This window comes from Vibrio sp. S457-15 (assembly GCF_000960545.1).
Classification (GTDB): domain Bacteria; phylum Pseudomonadota; class Gammaproteobacteria; order Enterobacterales; family Vibrionaceae; genus Vibrio; species Vibrio parahaemolyticus.
In genome coordinates this window covers 321,758-338,450 of the sequence record NZ_JYOQ01000028.1, presented here as the reverse complement: position 1 = coordinate 338,450, position 16,693 = coordinate 321,758, and the positions used below count along the sequence as shown (strand labels likewise).

Annotated in this window: 17 protein-coding genes; 5 read left to right on the top strand and 12 right to left on the bottom strand. The window is 46.0% G+C overall.

Annotated elements, in window-relative coordinates; translation table 11 throughout:
• Nucleotides 1-161 precede the first annotated feature (161 nt).
• The 3 genes from UF05_RS04375 (at nt 162) to UF05_RS04365 (ending at nt 1,339) form a co-directional block, all read left to right on the top strand.
• The gene (locus UF05_RS04375; protein WP_020841177.1) at nt 162-830 is read left to right on the top strand and encodes a tellurite resistance TerB family protein; all 669 of its coding nucleotides are present in this window, start codon (nt 162-164) and stop codon (nt 828-830) included.
• A 111-nt stretch (nt 831-941) separates the two neighbouring features.
• Nucleotides 942-1,148, top strand: coding sequence for a YaeP family protein (locus UF05_RS04370; protein ID WP_005391765.1), 207 nt, complete (start codon nt 942-944; stop codon nt 1,146-1,148).
• On the top strand, nt 1,148-1,339 hold the full coding sequence (locus UF05_RS04365) for a DUF4250 domain-containing protein (protein WP_042765545.1): 192 nt from the start codon (nt 1,148-1,150) through the stop codon (nt 1,337-1,339). Before UF05_RS04370 ends, UF05_RS04365 begins: the two co-directional genes overlap by 1 nt.
• Before the next feature lie 86 nt (nt 1,340-1,425).
• On the opposite strand, the gene UF05_RS04360 is transcribed toward UF05_RS04365, so the two are convergent.
• Nucleotides 1,426-2,790, bottom strand: a complete 1,365-nt coding sequence (locus tag UF05_RS04360; RefSeq protein WP_005456537.1) for a sodium-dependent transporter — start codon at nt 2,788-2,790, stop codon at nt 1,426-1,428.
• 388 nt (nt 2,791-3,178) lie between these two features.
• Between UF05_RS04360 and UF05_RS04355 the strand changes: the two genes are divergently transcribed.
• Nucleotides 3,179-5,725: an Ig-like domain-containing protein gene (locus UF05_RS04355; protein ID WP_045545043.1), complete on the top strand. Its 2,547-nt coding sequence runs from the start codon at nt 3,179-3,181 to the stop codon at nt 5,723-5,725.
• Nucleotides 5,726-5,866: 141 nt separating this feature from the next.
• On the opposite strand, the gene UF05_RS04350 is transcribed toward UF05_RS04355, so the two are convergent.
• Together UF05_RS04350 and UF05_RS04345 are read right to left on the bottom strand one after the other, a co-directional pair.
• The gene (locus UF05_RS04350; protein WP_021449939.1) at nt 5,867-6,610 is read right to left on the bottom strand and encodes a YggN family protein; all 744 of its coding nucleotides are present in this window, start codon (nt 6,608-6,610) and stop codon (nt 5,867-5,869) included.
• A gap of 61 nt (nt 6,611-6,671) precedes the next feature.
• Nucleotides 6,672-7,151, bottom strand: coding sequence for a GreA/GreB family elongation factor (locus UF05_RS04345; RefSeq protein ID WP_029864552.1), 480 nt, complete (start codon nt 7,149-7,151; stop codon nt 6,672-6,674).
• A 76-nt stretch (nt 7,152-7,227) separates the two neighbouring features.
• Here UF05_RS04345 and UF05_RS04340 point away from each other — a divergent pair, with 76 nt between their 5' ends.
• The gene (locus tag UF05_RS04340) at nt 7,228-9,153 is read left to right on the top strand and encodes a RecQ family ATP-dependent DNA helicase (RefSeq protein ID WP_045545067.1); all 1,926 of its coding nucleotides are present in this window, start codon (nt 7,228-7,230) and stop codon (nt 9,151-9,153) included.
• Between the two features lies 1 nt (nt 9,154).
• On the opposite strand, the gene dinB is transcribed toward UF05_RS04340, so the two are convergent.
• The 9 genes from dinB to UF05_RS04295 form a co-directional block, all read right to left on the bottom strand.
• Complete coding sequence (gene dinB / locus UF05_RS04335; protein WP_045545042.1) at nt 9,155-10,219, bottom strand: DNA polymerase IV; 1,065 nt, start codon at nt 10,217-10,219, stop codon at nt 9,155-9,157.
• Between the two features lie 131 nt (nt 10,220-10,350).
• Entirely contained in the window at nt 10,351-10,584 is a 234-nt protein-coding gene (locus UF05_RS04330; RefSeq protein ID WP_020841183.1) for a DUF2789 domain-containing protein, read from the bottom strand.
• Between the two features lie 176 nt (nt 10,585-10,760).
• Entirely contained in the window at nt 10,761-10,994 is a 234-nt protein-coding gene (gene nqrM, locus UF05_RS04325) for a (Na+)-NQR maturation NqrM (protein WP_005436655.1), read from the bottom strand.
• Nucleotides 10,995-11,016: 22 nt separating this feature from the next.
• Entirely contained in the window at nt 11,017-12,021 is a 1,005-nt protein-coding gene (locus UF05_RS04320; RefSeq protein WP_005494217.1) for an FAD:protein FMN transferase, read from the bottom strand.
• A gap of 155 nt (nt 12,022-12,176) precedes the next feature.
• Nucleotides 12,177-13,400, bottom strand: coding sequence for an NADH:ubiquinone reductase (Na(+)-transporting) subunit F (gene nqrF, locus UF05_RS04315; protein ID WP_005456545.1), 1,224 nt, complete (start codon nt 13,398-13,400; stop codon nt 12,177-12,179).
• 33 nt (nt 13,401-13,433) lie between these two features.
• A complete protein-coding gene (gene nqrE / locus UF05_RS04310) occupies nt 13,434-14,030 on the bottom strand; it encodes an NADH:ubiquinone reductase (Na(+)-transporting) subunit E (RefSeq protein WP_005436652.1) in 597 nt (198 codons plus the stop codon).
• 7 nt (nt 14,031-14,037) lie between these two features.
• Nucleotides 14,038-14,670 carry an NADH:ubiquinone reductase (Na(+)-transporting) subunit D gene (locus tag UF05_RS04305; RefSeq protein ID WP_005456515.1) on the bottom strand — a complete coding sequence of 211 codons (633 nt, stop codon included), beginning with the start codon at nt 14,668-14,670 and terminating at the stop codon, nt 14,038-14,040.
• On the bottom strand, nt 14,670-15,455 hold the full coding sequence (locus tag UF05_RS04300) for a Na(+)-translocating NADH-quinone reductase subunit C (RefSeq protein WP_005456526.1): 786 nt from the start codon (nt 15,453-15,455) through the stop codon (nt 14,670-14,672). Before UF05_RS04300 ends, UF05_RS04305 begins: the two co-directional genes overlap by 1 nt.
• Nucleotides 15,445-16,689, bottom strand: coding sequence for an NADH:ubiquinone reductase (Na(+)-transporting) subunit B (locus UF05_RS04295; protein WP_005456580.1), 1,245 nt, complete (start codon nt 16,687-16,689; stop codon nt 15,445-15,447). The genes UF05_RS04300 and UF05_RS04295 overlap by 11 nt, the downstream gene beginning before the upstream one ends.
• Nucleotides 16,690-16,693: the final 4 nt, after the last annotated feature.

Here is a 16,693-nt window from a genome sequence, read left to right as displayed (position 1 = left end):
GCCTAAAAGGTTTCGATTAAATAAAAGGGTTGGCTTCGGTCAACCCTTTTCTATTGTCCTCAGAAATGACACTGACCCTAATTTCTTTACTATTCATTTCGTTAATCTTTGGTTCAGCTTGTTGTTTGTACACTGATCTCAACATTTACAGGAGGTCAGTTATGGATTTAAAAAGTCTTCTAAACCAAGCGCTCAACTCTGATTTACTCAAACAAGGTGCTGACGCCATGGGTAAGCAAACTCAAAACATCAAATCATCATCCAGCTCTAGCCAGTTCAAAACGCTCGGCGCAGGAGCCATCGGTGGTGGATTGATTGGCATGCTTATGGGCTCAAAGAAAAGCAAAAAGATGGCGAAGAAAATGGGTTCTGGCGCGCTTAAAGTCGGTGGAGCGGCAGCACTCGGTGCACTTGCCTACAAAGTGTATAACGATTGGCAAGCTAAGCAGAGTGATCAAGGCGTCCATGAACCCTTCGATCCACAAGATAGCAAACACAGCGTATTAATTTTAAAAGCCATGATTGGTGCAGCCAAAGCCGATGGTCATGTCGATGATGTGGAAATGGCCCGAATTGAACAAGCCCTTACAGAAATGGGAGCAGATGAACACGTTCGTCAGTTGGTTCAACAAGAGTTGCATAAGCCACTTGATCCAGTAGAAATTGCAAGCCAAGCGTCGACACCACAGCAAGCTTCTGAGATCTATTTAGCGTCACTCATTGTTGCCGATGAACAAAACTTCATGGAAAAAGCTTACTTACAAGAGCTGGCTAAGCAGCTTCAGCTTTCTCCGGAAGTGACGTATCAATTAGAAGCGCAGATGCAGTGATTAAAGCTTGTCCAAGATGCACCTCAACTTGAGCCAAAACAACTCTCAGCTTTGAGTTTCAAATCCGCTATGTGTATATTGAGATAAGTTATCATTTAGTGGAAAGAAAACATGCAAGTATACGGCTGTTGTGAATTAGTTCGTGAGCTTTATGCTCAAATTGGTAGCGGCGATCAAGCCTACATCCCTCAAGCAATTTCTTGTGCAGTAAAAGCGCTAAACGATGTTGCGGCGGATGAATCTTTGCCAAAAGAAGTACGAGAGAAAGCGGCGTTTGCGGCTGCAAACCTACTGATTTCAGATTTTGAGGACAAGTAATGAACTTAGCGAACTTTGAATCGATGGACCCAGTCATGCTGATGAGCATCGTCAACATGAAGCTACGTGACGACTTCGGCGGTGATCTGAATAAGCTGGTTGCTTTTTTTGATATAGACCGCACGGCGCTTGAAGCAAAATTGGCTACGGCAGGGTTTGATTTCTTACCCGAAGCAGGTCAGTTCCGTTAATCACGACGGCCCCCCCCCAACGACAATCATGAAAAAAGGGCTTGATGTATACATCAAGCCCTTTGTTTATGCTGTATCTTTGCTTGTTAACCGAACGAAGCCCAGATCACCGTCGCAACTAATACAGGACACACAAACTTCACATACGCAGGCCACAATTTACCAAACCAGCCTTGTGTGAATTCAGGGCAGCCCTGCTCAAGCTCTTTAATTTTAGAGTTACGATTCCATACCCAACCACCAAACAAGCAGAACAGTAGTGCCGCAGTTGGCTGTAAATACTGAGTTGCAACCGTCGCAACCATGCCAAACAACGCGCCAAAGTTGTACACAATCACTACGCTGAACAGAGCAATAAGACCACCTAGCACCCAGCTAGTCGCACTGCGCTTAGTATTGAAACGTTCACTCACTAACGCCACCGGACACTCTAACATTGAGATGGAAGACGTCAGCGCCGCAATCGTCAGCAATAAGAAAAACACGATTGAGAACAGTTGGCCAAGTAAACCTAAGCTATCAAACATCAGTGGCAATACGGTAAATACCAAGGTGTCTGAGCTCAATAGAGAACCGTCTTCAGCGTAGATTTGGACACCTTTTTGCATCGCAACAAACATCGCTGGCATCACCACTAGTCCTGCAATAAAGGCAACAGCCGTATCGACCAAGGTCACATTCATTGCCATCTTTGGAAGGTTCTCTTTCTTGCTCAAGTAAGAGCCGTAGATCAGCATTGAACAACCACCAATCGTCAGTGAGAAGAAGCCCTGCCCCATTGCAGCAAGAATTAGTTTACGGTCCCATACTTTCTCGAAATCAGGCACCAAGTAATGCTTCAGACCTTCCATCGCGCCGTTTTGAGTCATGATGTAAACAAACAGCAAACCGAATAACACGAACAACGCAGGCATTAGACGTGTTGACCATTTCTCAATGCCTTGTTTAACGCCACCTTGCACGATCAAAATGGTAAGTACATAAAATGTAATCGTACCGAACAAGTTGCGCTCTACACTAAAACCTTTTAACCATTGAGTCGCCGCTTCCATTCCCATGATGTCGGTAACCGCACCTAGCAAAAAGCAGATCAACCAACCGCCAACAATGGAATAAAACGCTAAGACTGCACTTGGTACACTCAAACCAATCCAGCCCACAATACCGCCAAGCTTTTTGCCTGTCGGGTGGTTGGTTAATGCACGCATGCTATCTACTGGGTTGGCTTGACCATGACGACCAATCGCCATTTCAACCACCAGCATAGGAAAAGCAACGATAAGAATCATCACTAAATAAACCAGCAAGAAGGCTCCACCACCATTACTTGCTGCTTGTGTTGGGAAGCCCCAAATATTACCCAGACCAACCGCAGCGCCGGCGGCGGCTAAGATGAATCCGAGACGAGAGCCAAAATGCTCGCGAGGCTGAGAAGAAGTTTGTTGTGTCATACCACTCACACAAAATATCAATGAACTAGCTAACTAGTACACTATAGCAATATTAACTAATCAACAAGAGCAAGCAGGTCAAATACTCGACAAACGATACAAATGGCAGACATTCAGTTTGTAAATTTTTACATACATCTCATATTCATCATCCCATCATCAAACCGTTATTTGCCATCAAATCGACTGTATCACCACGCAAAAACCACTGATTCATTCATCGTGAAGTGAGCCGAAAAATAATGAGCTCGACTGTAAGAGGCGAATAGTTCCTCGTGATATTGTGTCGAAAAGCAGAATATTGTTCTTCGCTTTTTCCCCCTTATGTCTATTTATCAGCTAGTTATTACTCTGTTCTCATTTATATCCATGACTCAAGGAGAGGAAAATGAAGGTCACTCTACTTCACGGAGCGGTGGTCGCTGCACTCAGTGTTAGCTATCAAGCTCAAGCCTACAACTGCCAAAGCCTGCCTGATTGGGATAGCACAGCGATCTACACCTCAGGCACTCAAGTGAAAACTCAAGGTGCCGCCTATGAGGCCGCTTATTGGACACAAGGTAACGACCCCGTCACCAACTCAGGCTCATGGGAAGCGTGGAAGGCATTAGGTCAATGTGATGGAGGAAACAGTAATCTGTCGCCAACGGTGTCCTTCTCTTCTCCAACGAACAACGCGCAAATTCCTGAAGGCAGCGCCATTACTCTGTTAGCCAATGCGTCCGACGAGGACGGACAGGTCACACAAGTGGAGTTTTTAGCGGGTGACCAAACCGTTGCTATCGTCACCCAAGCGCCATTTGAGGCTTCTTGGACCGCAGCCCAAGGCGTTTCTCAACTCACCGCGATTGCGACAGACAATGAAGGCGCAGTAACCTCCACAACGGTTGCTATCGTCGTTCAGCCTCAAGTAGAGCTGCCGCCACCTAGCATTACTCTCACTAGCCCAACAGGTACGGAAACACTGAGTGTGGGGGATAACCTAACCGTCACTGCTCAAGCTGATGACTTTGATGGCGTAGTTACTCAAGTTGAGTTCTTCGTTAACAACCAATCTGTCGCCATTGATACCAGTGCACCTTACGAATACCAATGGACAGCGAGTGTTGGCACGCACTCATTTAAAGCTCAAGCGACAGATGACTCTAATCTCTCTACCACGAGTCAAGAAGTGGCGCTGGTCGTCGCGAATTCAGAAACAGGCAATGGTGGGTGTGCTGATGCTCTACCTTACGTTGCTGGCACACGTTATGAAGTAGGAGCTCTGGTATCTAACCTTAACCAAAAATATCGTTGTGACGTTGCGGGTTGGTGTTCGTCCGATGCAACATGGGCCTACGAGCCAGGTGAAGGCCTGTACTGGAAAGACGCTTGGACTGGCCTAGGAGCGTGCTCAACACCACCTCAAGTTACCATTACCGCCCCAACTGATGGGCAAGTCGTGCTCGCAGGCAGCAACAACGAAATCGCAGCCAACGCAAGCGACTCAGATGGCACGGTTACGCAAGTGGAGTTTTACGCGAATAACGTTCGCTTAGGTGTCGTTACTCAAGCGCCATATTCCGTAACTTGGAACGCCACACTTATTGGCGCTAACCAGCTTAAAGCCGTTGCAACCGATAACGACAACAATACGTCAGAATCTGTTGTGAACGTAAATGTCAGTGATAAAGATTTAGTCATCTCTCTTACTTCACCTAGCGCAGGTCAAACGGTTGGCTTAGGCAAAAATCTCGCATTAAGCGCCGATGCAACGTCTTTAACTTCAGGCATTAAGCAAGTTGACTTTATGGTCAACGGCGCCGTTGTCGCCACAGATACGACTGCACCTTACTCTGCGAACTGGACACCAGCCGCAATCGGACAGTTTACCGTAAGCGCTCAAGCCGTCGATCTTGCCGGAAGCACCGCATTATCTGACGCGGCAGCGGTGACAGTTGTAGAGCAGACAGAAAAACGTCATAAACTGATTGGTTACTGGCACAACTTCGTGAACGGTGCGGGTTGCCCAATCAGACTGGCAGACATGGCTGACGCTTGGGATGTGATTGATATTGCCTTTGCTGAAAACGACCGAAACAGCGATGGCACAGTGCACTTCAACCTGTATTCTGGCGATATTTACAGTGATTGTCCTGCACTCGACCCAACGCAATTCAAACAAGATATGGCTGCATTGCAAGCGAAAGGTAAGAAGTTCGTTCTATCTCTTGGAGGCGCTGAAGGCACTATCACTCTAAACACTGACCAAGACGAAGCGAACTTTGTTTCTAGTCTAACTGGCCTTATCGCTGAATGGGGCTTTGATGGTCTCGATGTGGATTTAGAGAGTGGATCTAACCTAGTACACGGTTCACAAATTCAAGCTCGCCTTGGTCGTGCTTTGCTGCAAATTGAGCAAAACATGGGGGGCGATATGTACCTAACCATGGCACCTGAACACCCTTATGTTCAAGGCGGTTACGTCGCTTACAGCGGAATTTGGGGAGCGTACATTCCAGTGATCAACGATACTCGCAGCACGCTCGACTTGCTTCATGTTCAGCTATACAACAACGGCGGTCTACCAAACCCGTACCTACCAGGTTCTGCACCAGAAGGCTCTGTTGATATGATGGTCGCTCAATCTAAGATGCTTATCGAAGGTTTTGAACTAGCCGACGGCACTCAGTTTGCGCCATTGCGTGATGATCAAGTCGCGATCGGTTTACCTTCAGGCCCAAGCTCGGCAAACTCAGGTCAGGCTCCGACACAAAATATTCTTAGTGCGCTAGACTGTTTAACAAAAGGCACATCCTGTGGCACCGTTAAACCAGCGTTCAACTACCCGAATTATGCTGGCGTAATGACGTGGTCTATCAACTGGGATCAGCATGATGGCTTTAACTTCTCAAAACCTGTTGGTGATAAGTTAACTCAGATGAACGCGCAATAAGCGCCTTTAAGCCGGTTAGGTGCGTTTGGTCAAACCCTCGCAACTCGACCAAAAGATGGAACCACTAAAACGAAAAGAGAGCGCCACACGGCGCTCTCTTTCTTTGTATTTTTAGATGTTGTTTCTACGCGAAGCGATTCATCAAATGGTAAAGACTCGATAGTCTTTCAACTCAGGAATTTTCTTCAACAAATCGTCTTCTTGCCCTGCCATATTGTCCAGAGATTCACATAAGTCTTCCGCTTGTTGCTCCACCTCTTTCGAATGTTCAGCCAAACGCTGCTCAACTTTCGCACTTAATTCTGCCATGCTTTCAGAGAGTGCTGTCAGGTTTAAACCACCCTCTTCTTTCATTTTTTTCGATAAAGCATCGAACGCGCTAGCCAGAAACTCTTTATTAAAAATCTCCTGCGCTTTTTCAAAATCTTTCGTCCAGCCCTGCGTCATCGATTCAAAGCTGTCTGCAGGCAAAATAAAATCACCATCTTTGTAATAACGAGATTGCACATCAGCAAAGAAGTCTTTAACTGCAACTTTTACGTTATCAAACGCGCCCGGCGCATCCAAACTCGCTGCCACATCATCAATGATGTCATTGGCGAGTTCCAAGCCATCACTCGCTAGCTGCTTAGCTTGAGGGATATAGGCATTCATTTTTTCGCGATATGCTTCAATCGCGGCTTTCTGCTCTGCATCGAGTTCAATCAACTCACCTTTGATGAACAGGTTGTTGTCTTCGTCCACGACGGCTTTATCACCAGAAGTCTGGCGAATTTCCAAACTCTGTCCATCCATACGAACTTCATTATGGATGTCCACACGACATTGCGCTGCATAGCCTGTTGCACTAACCATCAGCAATGAAAGTGTAAAAAGTTTCTTCATGTCATTCTCTTATCTTCAAAATAACTTCTGTTAAACATAACACTCAGTTATACATTTGATGTCAGAACACCGTCACGACTTCGTAACAAGTTGTTTTATCGCCAATTTTCATCTCAAACTCTTCGCCTTCCTCTTTGCCAAGTAACGCTCGTCCCAATGGTGATTTCGCTGTTAAGACAAAGACTTCCTGATCTTGCCAAGCCACCGTTAGTCCACCAGAGCACGGACCGATGAAAAAGCGTTTTTCGATATTATTCTCATCGACGAGAACCACATACGCGCCTACACCTATTGGCGCATCCGTAAAGTCGCGAATAACCATTGAGCGATACTGACGCAATTCGTCCTCACTCTCTTGTACTCGCATTGATTGGCCGTGAGCAAGATAGGAAGCCTCTAATGCAAGCGTGTCGTACTTATGCTCGGGCACAGTTTCTTCGTCCGTTGCGGCATCAATGGCTCTTTGGGTGGAAGCGTGTGCAATTCGAAGTTTTTCTTCCAATTGATGAATGATGATTTGGATTAACTCAGCTTTGTTCATACTTTTTGAAGGCGCGCTCAGTAGGCAGGATATGTTAATGTACCCTAGTCTATCACCGAAGAAAGGTTTCCCTAACATGCAAAGTACCCAGTTACTACAAACGCTTCAATCCGTGTTTGGTTTTGACTCATTACGCCAAGGCCAACAACCAGTTATTGAATCGGTCATGGATGGTTACTCTGCAGCAGCAATATTCCCAACGGGCTCGGGCAAATCTCTTTGTTATCAACTCCCCGCCACCATGCTGCCAAACCTCACTTTAGTGATCTCGCCATTACTGGCACTAATGAAAGATCAGCTGAGCTTTTTGCAAAGCAAAGGGATCGCCGCCGCTTCTATCGATAGCAGCCAAAGCAGAGAAGAAGCGCAACGCGTAATGGTTGGAGTCAAAAACGGTGAAATCAAAATTTTGATGATTTCTGTCGAACGCCTCAAAAACGAGCGCTTTCGCGAGTTCATTCGTCAAGTGCCAATCTCTTTGATGGTAGTCGATGAAGCGCACTGTATCTCTGAGTGGGGGCATAACTTCCGTCCGGATTACCTCAAGTTACCGCAATATCAGCGAGAACTGAATATTCCCCAAACCTTATTGCTGACCGCCACAGCAACGCCCGCCGTTATTGAGGACATGAAAAATAAATTCGATATTACGAGTGACCACATTACTGTAACTGGCTTTTACCGTTCGAACCTCGATATTTCAGTCATCCCTTGCGAAGAGTCCGAAAAGCAAACGCAACTCAACACGATTGTCGCCGCAGCCCCTAAACTGCCAACCATCGTTTACGTAACGCAACAGCAAACTGCAGAGCAAGTGGCTAAGTCATTGATCCACATTGGCGTTAACGCTCATGCGTATCATGCGGGAATGAAAAGTGAAGTTCGTGAGCAAATACAACAGCAATTTATGGCGGGCCAAATTGACTGCATTGTGGCCACGATTGCCTTTGGGATGGGTGTCGACAAATCAGATATTCGCCGTGTGATTCACTTTGATCTACCTAAATCCATTGAAAACTATGCACAAGAAATAGGTCGAGCAGGACGAGATGGACAACGCTCTGAATGCATTCTGCTTGGCAATACTTCTGGTCTAACTGTATTAGAAAACTTTGTGTTTGGCGACACGCCTGAGCGCTCTTCGATTAGTTATGTATTGGGTCAAATCAAAGAGCACCAACCTCAGTGGGAAGTCGTGCCACTACGTTTGTCTCGCGAGAGCAATATCCGCCAGTTACCACTCAAGACGCTGTTGGTGTATTTAGAGCTTACGAAAGTGATCGAAGCTAAGTTTAGCTACTTTGCCGAATATCGATTCAAATTCCTACAAGATCAGCAATTTATCGTTAACCAATTCCAAGGAGAACGACGCGAGTTTGTAGAAGCCATTTTCACTTGTTCAACCAAAGCGAAAGTATGGTGCCAAGTCGATCTCGATGCTCTTTGGATGCACTATCACTCGGAACGTAGCCGCGTTGTCGCTGCACTGGATTACTTTCATCAGAATGGTTGGGTTGAACTGGAAAGCAAGCAGCTAACCGATGTGTATTCCGTCTTACCTGAGACACAGAATATCGAAGACATCACGCAGCATCTGTACGAGCTGTTCCAGTCTAAAGAGCGCAAAGACATCGACCGAATTCACGCCATGTTGGGGTTGTTCCAATCGTCAGATTGTTTAAGTCATCAATTAGCCAGTTACTTTGCCGACCACAATGCCCCTACTCACTGCGGTCATTGTTCTGCGTGTCGAGGACAGAGAGCGGTGTTCCCACCTCGGACTTATGATCAACCTGAACCAGAAGTCGCCTCCGCTTGGATTGCAGAGTTTGTCCAACTTTCCCCTTCGGTAATCAGTAACGAAGCCATCGCCAGATTCTTATGTGGTATCAGCACGCCGTTGATCAGCCAACTTAAAGCCTCAAAGCTATCAGGGTATGGTGCATTAGCTAATGTGTCCTTCGAACAGGTACTACACTTGGTTGAAAGCGTGCGGGAATAGATTAAAAGAAGCTCAGTTGACGGGCTTGCTCTTCTGGCTTGAGCATAACACTCAAGCCTAAGAGGCGAATTTCACGACCATTTTGCCGCTTTAAGATGTCATTTAGCAGCAACTTAAAGTCCTCAAGTTCTAACTGAGGATGAATATGTTCAATGGTGGTGAGTTGGAAGTCCGCAAACTTTACCTTAATACCTTGCTTAATGATCGATTTATCTGGACTGGCGCGCTCTAGTCGCTTTTCCAGCTCTGGATATAGTTTCTCTTCGATCACTTGCCAACACTCATCATAAGTAAAGATGTTTTGGCTAAACGTTCGCTCAACACCAACCGACTTTCTCTCACGCTCGACGACCACTTCTCGATCATCGATACCATGGCTGCGTTTCCACAATGATGCGCCTTGACGACCGAATTGGCGTAACAGTTCTCGATAGTCGCTATTTTTAATGTCTTCACACAGATAAAAGCCCGCTTGATGTAACTTTTCTAGACTGACCTTGCCGACCCCGGGAATTTTCTCTAGTGGCAACTTATCGACCACTTCCTGAACGTTCTCCGGTGGGATAACGAATTGTCCATTCGGTTTATTCATGTCGGACGCAACTTTGGCCAAAAACTTGATTGGTGCAACCCCAGCAGAGGCGGTCAAAGCAAGTTCACGACGAATATCATTACGAATAGACTCCGCAATCAGAGTTGCAGAGCCGCGACATGCGCTCGCATCAGTCACATCGAGGTAAGCTTCATCGAGAGAAAGGGGTTCAATAAGCGAGGTATAACGCTCGAAGATCGCACGAATTTGCTGAGAGACTTGTTTATAGACATGCATTCGACCGGGAACCACAAGCAAGTGGGGACACTGCTGCAATGCACGAGCAGTGGGCATAGCACTACGCACGCCATACTTGCGCGCTTCATAGTTACACGTACTAATGACACCGCGCTGTTTCTCATGGCCACCAACGGCAAGTGCTATATCTCGATAGCTTGGGTTATCTCGCATCTCAACGGCAGCATAAAAACAATCCATATCGACATGAATGATTTTTCTGATTCGTTCTGACATACCCAATAATAATACTGTTTAAAAAAACAGTATAAATCAATTCGTGCGACAAGCAAACACCGGCTAAAAAGTGATCGCCAATAGTGATAAACCAAACCGATTTACTCTTGCGATCCCAGCTGCAAGTGACATCAATCCCGTAACATTACATCGAGCTGATCCACGAGTTCAGCCCAGTCCGCATCTTCTTCAATCGCCTGTTTTAAAAATGCGGCCTGAGAATGTGTCCAGAAACTCGCTTCGTGTAAAGGTGCTGATTCTCGTTTATGTCGATGCGTATTGACGAAATCTTTAATTTCTTTGGAAGAGCTCCCTAACCCGAGCTGATTGAAAAGATCAGCCATGCCATGTTGATGTAATTCCATTGTGTCCTCCGACTCGAATGAACCTTTATTTGAGTATATACCTCACCCAATTATGCGCCCGTGAAAGTACTAATATTTCACTCTCTATTTAGAAAGCACGGCGCTTTGATACACGCAAAAAATAACCCAGCCGAAGCTGGGTTATAGAAAAATGATAAGCACTCTATGCTTGCGCGTTACGCGATACGATCTTTTTCCCACGCAGCTAGCTTTTCAGCACGAGCAGCTTCGCGAGCTTCACGCTTCTTGCGTGCGTCACATGGCTCTGGGCAGTTACATACTTTCTCTATGCCGACTGCGCCAAGACCACCACAGCTGCCTTTCACTACTTTCTTCTGGAAGATGTAGCCAACGGCCATCGCTGCGATCACCGCAACAAACACTGCAAATGTAATTAGAAATGTACTCATAAGAACATGCTCACTTCTGATGTTATTTGTTCATGAATGGCTTGTATGCTTCCGAAGCCAGCTCTTTAAAACCATCTTCCGTTTTCACAATCATGAAAACAGGAATGTTATTTTCGTTCGCGATTTCCATGCCTTTTTCTTCGCCTAGCACCATAAGACCCGTTGCTAGACCGTCAGCAGTCATCGACGATTTATCCAATACTGTCACAGACACCACTTTATGATGGATTGGTTTGCCTGTTTGCGGATTGATAATGTGAGAGTATCGCACACCATTGCTCTCAAAGTAATTACGGTAGTCACCACTTGTTGCAATTGCCATGTCACCTGGTTCGATGATCTCTTGAATAGATCGCTCATCAACCGTTGGTTTCTCAATCGCGATTCGCCATGGCACACCTTCTCGGTTGATACCTTTCAAACGCATTTCGCCACCAACTTCGACCATGTAGTTTTTGATCCCTACCGATTGTAGGTAATCAGCAACCACATCAACCCCCCAACCTTTTGCAATCGTTGACAGGTCAACATACAAATTAGGAATGTCCTTTGACAGTTTATTGCCATCAACGGTCAGGTGGTGAATCCCAGTGTTTGCCTTACGAGCCGCTAACTCTTCATCAGAAGGCACTACGTCAGGGCGAGCTTCTGGGCCAAAGCCCCAAAGGTTAACCAGAGGACCAACCGTTACATCAAGCGCACCTAAAGTTAGGCCATTGAGACGAACCGCTTCTTTTACTACGGTTGCCGTTTGCGCTGACACTTCGAAAGGCTCACTTGTTTGATGCTGGTTAAAGCGACTCAGCTCTGAGTCTTCACGGTAAGTCGACATTTGATCGTTGACTTCTTCAAGCAGGCGATCGATTTCCGTTTGCAGAGCCTTCGGCGTCGGAATGCCGTCTTGCTCAATGTATTTAATGTTGTAAGAAGTCCCCATTGTAGGACCGCTTAAATGAATTTGATCAGCAGGCTGTTCACAACCAGCCAAAATCAATAGAGAAGCGAATGCAACAAGCCACTTTTTCACTTGTTTACTCCCATTGTTGTTGAATTGATATGGGGAATAGGACCATGTCCGTCAATCCAATTTCCTATAGCAACTGTTGAATATGGTTTTGTATTTCAGAAAAAATAATGGCTAGCCCTCAGAGAGCTAGCCATAAATACAATCACTTGGAGGGATTAACCACCGAAGTCATCTAGTAGGATGTTCTCATCCTCTACACCTAGGTCTTTCAGCATGCCGATAACAGCCGCGTTCATCATAGGTGGACCACACATGTAGTACTCACAGTCTTCTGGAGCTTCGTGATCACGTAAGTAGTTCTCGTAAAGAACGTTGTGAATAAAGCCTGTGTAACCATCCCAGTTATCTTCTGGAAGTGGATCTGACAGTGCACAGTGCCATACGAAGTTGTCGTTCTCAGCCGCTAGGCCATCGAAGTCTTCAACGTAGAACATTTCACGTTTAGAACGTGCACCGTACCAGAATGACATCTTGCGCTTAGAGTGCAGACGTTTTAGCTGGTCGAAGATATGAGAACGCATTGGAGCCATACCTGCACCACCACCAATGAATACCATTTCTGCGTCAGTGTCTTTCGCGAAGAACTCACCAAATGGGCCAGAGATAGTACACTTGTCACCTTCTTTCAAAGACCAGATGTACGAAGACATGATGCCCGGTGGTACGTCTGGGTTGTTCGGCGGCGGAGTTGCGATACGAACGTTAAGCATGATGATACCGTGCTCTTCAGGGTAGTTAGCCATTGAGTATGCACGAATTGTTTCTTCATTAACTTTAGACTCGTAACGGAAAAGATTGAACTTCTCCCAGTCCTCACGGTATTCCTGAGGAATATCGTAGTCCGCGTATTTAACGTGGTGAGCTGGCGCTTCAATCTGGATGTAACCACCAGCACGGAAAGGTACTGATTCGCCATCTGGAATTTGTAGCTTAAGCTCTTTGATGAATGTCGCTTTGTTATCGTTAGAGATAACCGTACATTCCCACTTCTTAACGCCGAAGATTTCTTCTGGTAGTTCGATGTCCATGTCAGTTTTCACTGCCACCTGACACGCTAGACGCTCACCTTCACGAGCTTCACCTTTAGTGATGTGATCAAGCTCAGTTGGTAGGATGTCGCCACCGCCAGATTTAACTTTTACGCGACACTGACCACAAGAGCCACCGCCACCACAAGCAGAAGATACGAATACGCCAGCACCAGCTAGAGCACTCAGTAGCTTACCGCCTGGTTGTGTAACGATCGCTTTATCAGCGTCACCGTTCACAGAAATTGTAATGTCACCTGTTGGTACAAGCTTAGACTTAGCGAAAAGAATCACTAGTACTAGCGCAAGTACGATCAGAGTAAACATCACTACACCAAGAATAATGTCCATTGACTATTCCTTAATTGTTGCGGTTTACCCGACTTACAGTTGAACACCAGAGAAAGACATAAAGCCTAACGCCATAAGACCTACAGTGATGAATGTGATGCCAAGACCACGTAGACCTGGAGGTACGTCAGAGTACTTCATCTTCTCACGGATACCTGCAAGAGCAACGATTGCTAGCATCCAACCCACACCAGAACCGAAACCGTAAACAACAGATTCAGCAAAGTTGTAGTCACGTTGTACCATGAAAGATACACCACCGAAGATCGCACAGTTTACTGTGATCAACGGTAAGAAGATGCCTAGCGCGTTGTACAAAGGTGGGAAGAAACGGTCAAGAACCATCTCTAGGATCTGTACAAGTGCTGCAATTACACCGATAAAGGTGATGAAGTTTAGGAAGCTAAGGTCCACGCCCTCAACTAACGCATTTTCTTTCAGAACTAGGTTGTAAACTAGGTTGTTCACAGGAACAGCGATAGTCAAAACTACCACAACTGCAACACCTAGACCGAAAGAGGTCTTAACTTTCTTAGATACGGCAAGGAAAGTACACATACCTAGGAAGAAAGACAGTGCCATGTTCTCGATGAAAATCGATTTAACTAACAGACTGATGTAATGTTCCATGACGCCCTTACTCCTTCGCTTCTACTTGTTCTGGTTTAAACACACGGATTACCCAGATCAGGAAGCCGATTAGGAAGAATGCAGATGGTGCTAGTAGCATTAGACCGTTAGGCTGGTACCAACCACCGTTGCTCACTAGAGGTAGTACTTCCATACCAAATAGTTTGCCTGAGCCGAATAGCTCACGGAAGAAACCAACAGTGATAAGAACGAAACCGTAACCTAGACCGTTACCAATACCGTCGATTAGAGAAGGTACTGGCGCAGACTTCATTGCGAATGCTTCAGCACGACCCATTACGATACAGTTTGTGATGATCAGGCCAACGAATACTGATAGCTGTTTAGAGATATCGTATAGGTAAGCTTTTAGCACCTGGTCTACCACGATAACTAGAGATGCGATGATCGCCATTTGAACGATGATACGCACACTGTTAGGAATGTGGTTACGGATCAGAGAAACAGAGAAGTTAGACAGAGCAGTTACGAATGTTACCGCTAGTGTCATTACAAACGCCGTTTCTAGTTTAGTTGTTACTGCAAGAGCAGAACATACACCAAGAACTTGTAGCGCGATCGGGTTGTTATCCAACACCGGCGCCATAATGCTCTTTTTAATGTTTTGTGCGCTAGACATTAGTTCAGACCTCCGTCACGAACTTTTGCTAGGAAAGGACCAAAGCCCATGTCACCTAACCAGAAGTCGAATGTACCTTGAACACCGTTACCAGTTAGTGTCGCACCAGATAGGCCATCAACGCCGTGTTCAGAACCTGCTGGCGCACCACCTTTAACAACCTTGATTGCTGGTTTGTGGTTTTCGTCGAACAGTTTCTTACCAACCCATTGAGCACGCCATGATGGGTTCTCAACTTCACCACCAAGTCCAGGAGTTTCACCTTGCTCGTAGTAAGTGATACCAGACACAGTGTTACCGTCAGTTTCAACTGCAACGAATGCGTACATCATCGACCATAGACCGTTACCGTGAACTGGGATGATAACTTTAGAAACGTCATCACCGTTTTTCACTAGGTATACGATACCCGTGTTAGCACGACGAATGATCTTAGCTTTGTCTTGCTCAGCTGTAAGCTTAATAGACGTCGCGTTGTCTTTCGCTGCTTTACGTTGATCGTAGTTAGCTGCTTTAGAACCATCAGCCGCTTCTTCAACGAATTCGCCTGTTGCGAAATCAACCAAGCGAGGCTCGATGTATTCAGCATATAGCTCAGGTACTTTCTTACCATTTGCTTCAATGCCAGCAACTTCAACAATCTTTGATTGTTTATCTAGGACAGCGTTAGCTTTTTGCTTATCACGCAGACCTACTGCTGCTGTTGATACGATGATTGAACAAACAAGGCTCAACCCGATAACAACACCCAGCGTCTTTTTAATGCTGTCGTTATTACTTGCCATAGCGTGCTAGTCTCCGCTTGATGTTCTTCTCAATTACTACATGGTCGAACAGAGGTGCGAATAGGTTCGCGAATAGAATCGCCAGCATCATACCTTCTGGGTACGCTGGGTTAACTACACGGATCATCACACACATTGCACCGATTAGGATGCCGTACCACCATTTACCTTTGTTAGTAAATGAAGCTGATACTGGGTCTGTAGCCATGAAGAACATACCGAATGCAAAACCACCTAGAACTAGGTGCCAGTGCCATGGCATGTTGAACATTGGGTTGGTGTCAGAACCGACCACGTTAAACAGTGTCGATACTGCAATCATACCGATCATTACACCCGCAATGATGCGCCATGAAGCGATTCGCATGTAAACGATCATCGCTGCACCGATCATTAGAGCAAGAGTCGATACTTCACCAATTGAACCAGGGATGTTGCCGATGAAAGCATCCATCCAAGTGATAGGAGCGCCAGTGATGTTGTTGATCAACGCGCCGCTACCGCCGTGAGCCCATTGGCTAAGAGCAGTTGCACCAGAGAAGCCGTCAGCTGCAGTCCAAACTACGTCACCCGAGATTTGCGCTGGGTAAGCAAAGAATAGGAAAGCACGACCTGCAAGTGCAGGGTTAAGGAAGTTGCGACCTGTACCACCGAAGATCTCTTTAGCAACAACAACACCAAATGTAATACCTAGTGCCGCTTGCCATAGAGGTAGCGTTGGTGGAACGATAAGTGCGAAAAGAATAGAAGTTACAAAGAAACCTTCGTTAACTTCGTGCTTACGCACCATACAGAAAAGCACTTCCCAGAAACCACCAACAAGGAATACTGTTGCGTAGATTGGTAGGAAGTACGTCGCACCTAGTAGCATCTTACTGCCAACGCCTGCATCAGCAGAAATCGATCCGCCTAGCATTTCAGTCAGCCAGTAGTGCCAGTTACCTGCGATAACTGTCGCTAGTTGATCACCAGCGTACATGTGGTTTAGAGCTGCAATAGCTTGGCCACCTGCGTTGTACATACCCCAGAACATTGCTGGGAATACCGCAAACCAAACCATGATCATGATACGTTTTAGGTCAACGCTATCACGAACGTGTGAGCTTTTCTTTGTTACTAGACCTGGCGTGTAGAAAACTGTAGCGACAGCTTCGTACAGGGCAAACCATTTTTCATGTTTACCACCAGGCTCAAAGTGATGCTCGATGTCTTCAAGAAACTTTTTAAGAGCCATGGAA

Excerpts from the sequence above, each read along its gene's own strand:
- dinB (WP_045545042.1), bottom strand. The coding sequence starts at position 10,219 with ATGTCAGAACGAATCAGAAAAATCATTCATGTCGATATGGATTGTTTT.
- UF05_RS04330 (WP_020841183.1), bottom strand. The coding sequence starts at position 10,584 with ATGGAATTACATCAACATGGCATGGCTGATCTTTTCAATCAGCTCGGG.
- UF05_RS04350 (WP_021449939.1), bottom strand. The coding sequence starts at position 6,610 with ATGAAGAAACTTTTTACACTTTCATTGCTGATGGTTAGTGCAACAGGC.
- nqrF (WP_005456545.1), bottom strand. The coding sequence starts at position 13,400 with ATGGACATTATTCTTGGTGTAGTGATGTTTACTCTGATCGTACTTGCG.
- UF05_RS04305 (WP_005456515.1), bottom strand. The coding sequence starts at position 14,670 with ATGTCTAGCGCACAAAACATTAAAAAGAGCATTATGGCGCCGGTGTTG.
- UF05_RS04375 (WP_020841177.1), top strand. The coding sequence starts at position 162 with ATGGATTTAAAAAGTCTTCTAAACCAAGCGCTCAACTCTGATTTACTC.
- UF05_RS04365 (WP_042765545.1), top strand. The coding sequence starts at position 1,148 with ATGAACTTAGCGAACTTTGAATCGATGGACCCAGTCATGCTGATGAGC.
- UF05_RS04370 (WP_005391765.1), top strand. The coding sequence starts at position 942 with ATGCAAGTATACGGCTGTTGTGAATTAGTTCGTGAGCTTTATGCTCAA.
- UF05_RS04340 (WP_045545067.1), top strand. The coding sequence starts at position 7,228 with ATGCAAAGTACCCAGTTACTACAAACGCTTCAATCCGTGTTTGGTTTT.
- UF05_RS04300 (WP_005456526.1), bottom strand. The coding sequence starts at position 15,455 with ATGGCAAGTAATAACGACAGCATTAAAAAGACGCTGGGTGTTGTTATC.
- UF05_RS04355 (WP_045545043.1), top strand. The coding sequence starts at position 3,179 with ATGAAGGTCACTCTACTTCACGGAGCGGTGGTCGCTGCACTCAGTGTT.
- nqrE (WP_005436652.1), bottom strand. The coding sequence starts at position 14,030 with ATGGAACATTACATCAGTCTGTTAGTTAAATCGATTTTCATCGAGAAC.
- UF05_RS04360 (WP_005456537.1), bottom strand. The coding sequence starts at position 2,790 with ATGACACAACAAACTTCTTCTCAGCCTCGCGAGCATTTTGGCTCTCGT.
- UF05_RS04295 (WP_005456580.1), bottom strand. The coding sequence starts at position 16,689 with ATGGCTCTTAAAAAGTTTCTTGAAGACATCGAGCATCACTTTGAGCCT.
- nqrM (WP_005436655.1), bottom strand. The coding sequence starts at position 10,994 with ATGAGTACATTTCTAATTACATTTGCAGTGTTTGTTGCGGTGATCGCA.
- UF05_RS04345 (WP_029864552.1), bottom strand. The coding sequence starts at position 7,151 with ATGAACAAAGCTGAGTTAATCCAAATCATCATTCATCAATTGGAAGAA.